The sequence below is a fragment of the Bradyrhizobium sp. PRIMUS42 genome, assembly GCF_023006515.1.
GTDB lineage: Bacteria > Pseudomonadota > Alphaproteobacteria > Rhizobiales > Xanthobacteraceae > Bradyrhizobium.
Genome location: NZ_JALBGZ010000602.1, coordinates 1 through 3841, shown reverse-complemented (window position 1 = coordinate 3841; position 3841 = coordinate 1). Strand labels below are relative to the sequence as shown.

Sequence of the window (3841 nt, the reverse complement as noted above, 5' to 3'; positions counted from 1 at the left end):
CGTCGAGCACCCGCTCCTCGGCGGCGAGCTGCGCGCGCGCCTGCACGTCCTTGCGCTTCTTCTCGCGGACCTGGGCGATCGCGACCTCGACGAGATCGCGCACGATCTGCTCGACGTCGCGGCCGACATAGCCGACCTCGGTAAACTTGGTCGCTTCCACCTTCAGGAACGGCGCATTCGCAAGTTTCGCCAGTCGCCGCGCGATCTCGGTTTTGCCGACGCCGGTGGGGCCGATCATCAGAATGTTCTTCGGCAGCACCTCTTCGCGCAAGGAGCCTTCGAGCTGCTGCCGCCGCCAGCGGTTGCGCAGCGCGATCGAGACGGCGCGCTTGGCATCGGCCTGGCCGACGATGAAACGGTCGAGTTCGGAAACGATTTCACGGGGAGAGAAGTCTGTCATGGGACCTTAGCTAGGGTCAGTTGCGGGCCGGGACAAGCCGGATTTTGCGTCAGATGATCGGCGGCCCGGATTGCCATTGCTTCACGGCATCGACCGGATGGATCAGCATCAGGATATTGAGCGTCAGATTGTCGCGAATGTGGAGCGCGAGCATGATTTCGAAGGCGAGTCCGAGCAGGACCGTCGCGGGCACAGGCAGCACGCGCGCGGCGAGGAACCCCAGCACCATGGCCAGATTGTCGGAGACCGAATTGACGATGCTGTCGCCGAAATAGTCCAGCGAGATCGTGCCAGCGCGGTAACGTTCGATGATGAAGGGCGAGTTCTCGACGATCTCCCAGGCGCCCTCGATCAGCATGGCGATGATCAGCCGCGCCGGCCACGACAGAGGCAGGAACGGCAGTCGCGCAAACAGCAGCCAGGTCAGGCCGTAGAACAGGAAGCCGTGCAGGACGTGCGAGAAGCTGTACCAGTCGGCGATGTGCTGGGAGTTCTCCGAGCTGTTGACCACGCCATGCCAGAGTTTGACATAGCCGCAGGTGCAGATCGGAACCCGCCCCATCGCAAGCAGGATCGAGGCCTGCAGCGCCAGCAGCAGCAGCGCGATGCCGACCCAGGCGAGCGGCGGAAATGCGGTCTTGGCGATGGGGGGCGCGGCAAGCGTCATGGGTCTCGGATCATCAGGAGGGCGGGACCATCTGGCGTGACAATCTCGTGCTGCGGCACGAATCCAGCTTTCTCATAGGCACGAATCGCGCGCGGATTGGCGGGGCTGGGGTCGATCACGATGCGTGGCACGCCGCGGGCAAAGAGCTGATCGATGAAGGCACGGATGAAAGCTGAGCCGTGGCCGCATCCCAGCATGTCGGCTTCGCCGATGAACTGATCGAGGCCGCGGGTGCCCACCGGCTGCGGGCCGAAGCTGACGTGCCAATCGCCGATCTGGTAGCACTGCAGATAGGCGAAAGACCGGCCATCAAGGCTGACGATGAACTGCGCCAAATCAGGATGCTCGAGGTCGCCGCCGACGAACTCGAGCGTCTCGGGATCATGCCACCATTCGGCGACATGCGGCGCATCCAGCCAGCGCCAGATCAGCGGCATGTCGGCCGGGGTCATCGGGCGGAAGGTGTAGGTGAGGGTCATCTAGCAGCCATGGCGGTGCTGCGCTCCCTCTCCCGCTTGCGGGAGAGGGTCGGGGAGATGGTGCCTCCACAATGGGACAGCCCCCAAGAGGAGAAAGCCCTCACCCGCGCCTTCGGCGCGACCTCTCCCGCAAGCGGGAGAGATTACAGCCAGTCCGGAGCGCCTCCATGGATTCACAGGTCGCCCCTACCCGGTTGCCAGGCTTTCGATGGTCAAATTGCGGTTGGTGTAGACGCAGATGTCGGCGGCGATGTCCATGGAGCGGCGGACGATGGTCTCGGCGTCCTTGTCGGTGTCGAGCAGGGCCCGTGCCGCCGCCAGCGCGTAATTGCCGCCGGAGCCGATCGCCATCACGCCGGCCTCGGGCTCCAGCACGTCGCCGGTGCCGGTCAGCACCAGGGAGACGTCCTTGTCGGCCACGATCATCATGGCCTCCAGCCGCCGTAAATAGCGGTCGGTGCGCCAGTCCTTGGCCAGCTCCACCGCGGCCCGGGTCAGCTGCCCCGGATATTGCTCGAGTTTGGCTTCCAGCCGCTCAAACAGGGTGAAGGCGTCGGCGGTCGCGCCGGCAAAACCGCCGATCACGTCGCCCTTGCCCAGCTTTCGGACCTTCTTGGCGTTGGACTTGATCACGGTCTGGCCGATCGAGACCTGGCCGTCGCCGCCGACCACCACCTTGCCGCCCTTGCGGACCGTCAAAATCGTGGTGCCGTGCCAGCCCGGCGAGCTGTTTTGGGAATCCTGCATGAAGTACCTCGTTGTCCGCCTGATTTAGGCGGTCGGGGCCAACGGGACAACTGGCGCACAACGGGCCGTTCCGGGCCGAATTTCACTCACCATAGGCAGAAGTAGAGGTCCCGCCAGCCGTTCCCGCAGTAGCGAAGGGGCCATTTGACTGTTAATAGACTGGCGTTTTCCGGCCAAACCCCAGCGAAAGCCTTCAATGCGCACCGCGACGATCAAGCGCAAGACCAAGGAAACCGACATCGAGGTCACCGTGAACCTCGATGGCACCGGCGTGGCCAATATCGCGACCGGCATCGGCTTTTTCGACCATATGCTCGATCTCCTCGCCCGCCACTCCCGCATCGACCTTACGGTCAAGGCGGTGGGCGATCTGCACATTGATTATCACCATACCACCGAAGACACCGGCATCGCGCTCGGCCAGGCGGTCAGGCAGGCGCTCGGCAACATGGCGGGCATCACCCGCTATGCCGGCGTGCACATGCCCATGGACGAGACGCTGTCGCGCGTGGTCATCGATATCTCGGGCCGCCCGTTCCTGGTGTTCAAGGCCAACTTCCCCCGCGACAAGATCGGTGAGTTCGACACCGAGCTGGTCCGCGAATGGTTCCAGGCCTTCGCCATGAACGCCGGCGTGACTCTCCACGTCGAGACCCTATATGGCGATAACAGCCACCATATCGCCGAGTCCTGCTTCAAGGGTCTGGCGCGGGCGCTGCGCACCGCGGTCGCGATCGATCCGAAAGCGGCGGGAGAAATCCCGTCCACCAAGGGCTCGCTCGGCGGCTGAGGTCTTTCGGCCCGCGGCGCGCGCCGCTTGCGGTATTACTGATTCCTAGGAACGGGGCATCACCATGCCTGTCTACACAGTTCATGCTCCCTCCCCTGCCGGAGCCGATCTGCGCGCGACCGACAAGTTCGTGTTCGTGCGTGACGGTTTCCATGTCAAAGCGATGATCTTCGGTCCGTTCTGGCTGCTGTGGCATCGGCTGTGGCTGGTGCTGATCGGCTATCTGATCTTCGTGGCGGCGTTCAATGCGGGGCTGTCCAGCCTCGGTGTTGGACGCGGCCCGATCTTCTTGGCCGATCTCATCGTTGCGCTGCTGGTGGGATTCGAGGCCTCGAGCCTGCGTCGCTGGACGCTGTCGCGCGGCAAATGGCGGCAGCTCGACGTGGTGATTGGCGACAACGAGGACACAGCCGAGCGCCGCTTTTTCGAGCGCTGGAGCCAGAAACAGCACGGCATCGTCAACGATCAATGGGCCGTCGATCGCGGCGGCCCGCCGCCGACCCGCACTGTGCCGGGTCAGCAATTCTCGAATCCGCCGCCCATTCCGGCCGGGGGCATCATTGGATTGTTTCCAGAACCGGGAGGGTCAAGATGAGCGTCGCCATCATCGATTACGGTTCCGGCAACCTGCATTCCGCCGCCAAGGCCTTCGAGCGCGCCGCGCGCAGCCTCGAGATTCCGCAGAAGGTCTTCGTCACCAGCGATCCGGACCAGGCCTACGGCGCCGACCGTCTGGTGCTGCCCGGCGTCGGCGCCTT

Annotated in this window: 6 protein-coding genes and 1 pseudogene; 3 read left to right on the top strand and 4 right to left on the bottom strand. The window is 64.2% G+C overall.

The features are described 5' to 3' along the window. From MOV75_RS30215 to hslV, 4 genes are all read right to left on the bottom strand, one after another. Window positions 1-400: AAA family ATPase (locus MOV75_RS30215; RefSeq protein WP_247007147.1), on the bottom strand; the 400-nt coding region annotated here is incomplete at its 3' end. A 49-nt stretch (window positions 401-449) separates the two neighbouring features. After that, window positions 450-1067: a DUF2585 domain-containing protein gene (locus MOV75_RS30210; protein WP_246923375.1), complete on the bottom strand. Its 618-nt coding sequence runs from the start codon at window positions 1065-1067 to the stop codon at window positions 450-452. Then, window positions 1064-1546: a GNAT family N-acetyltransferase gene (locus tag MOV75_RS30205; protein ID WP_246923372.1), complete on the bottom strand. Its 483-nt coding sequence runs from the start codon at window positions 1544-1546 to the stop codon at window positions 1064-1066. The genes MOV75_RS30210 and MOV75_RS30205 overlap by 4 nt, the downstream gene beginning before the upstream one ends. Before the next feature lie 186 nt (window positions 1547-1732). After that, window positions 1733-2293, bottom strand: coding sequence for an ATP-dependent protease subunit HslV (gene hslV / locus MOV75_RS30200; RefSeq protein WP_194405259.1), 561 nt, complete (start codon window positions 2291-2293; stop codon window positions 1733-1735). A 196-nt stretch (window positions 2294-2489) separates the two neighbouring features. On the opposite strand from hslV, the gene hisB reads away from it, so the two are divergent. The 3 genes and pseudogenes from hisB to MOV75_RS30185 all read left to right on the top strand — a co-directional run. Further along, window positions 2490-3083, top strand: coding sequence for an imidazoleglycerol-phosphate dehydratase HisB (hisB, locus tag MOV75_RS30195; protein WP_246923368.1), 594 nt, complete (start codon window positions 2490-2492; stop codon window positions 3081-3083). Window positions 3084-3147: 64 nt separating this feature from the next. Beyond that, entirely contained in the window at window positions 3148-3678 is a 531-nt protein-coding gene (locus MOV75_RS30190) for a DUF2628 domain-containing protein (protein WP_246923363.1), read from the top strand. Next, window positions 3675-3841 (top strand): annotated as a pseudogene (locus tag MOV75_RS30185) (imidazole glycerol phosphate synthase subunit HisH); the annotation flags it as partial. The gene MOV75_RS30190 and the pseudogene MOV75_RS30185, both read left to right, overlap by 4 nt.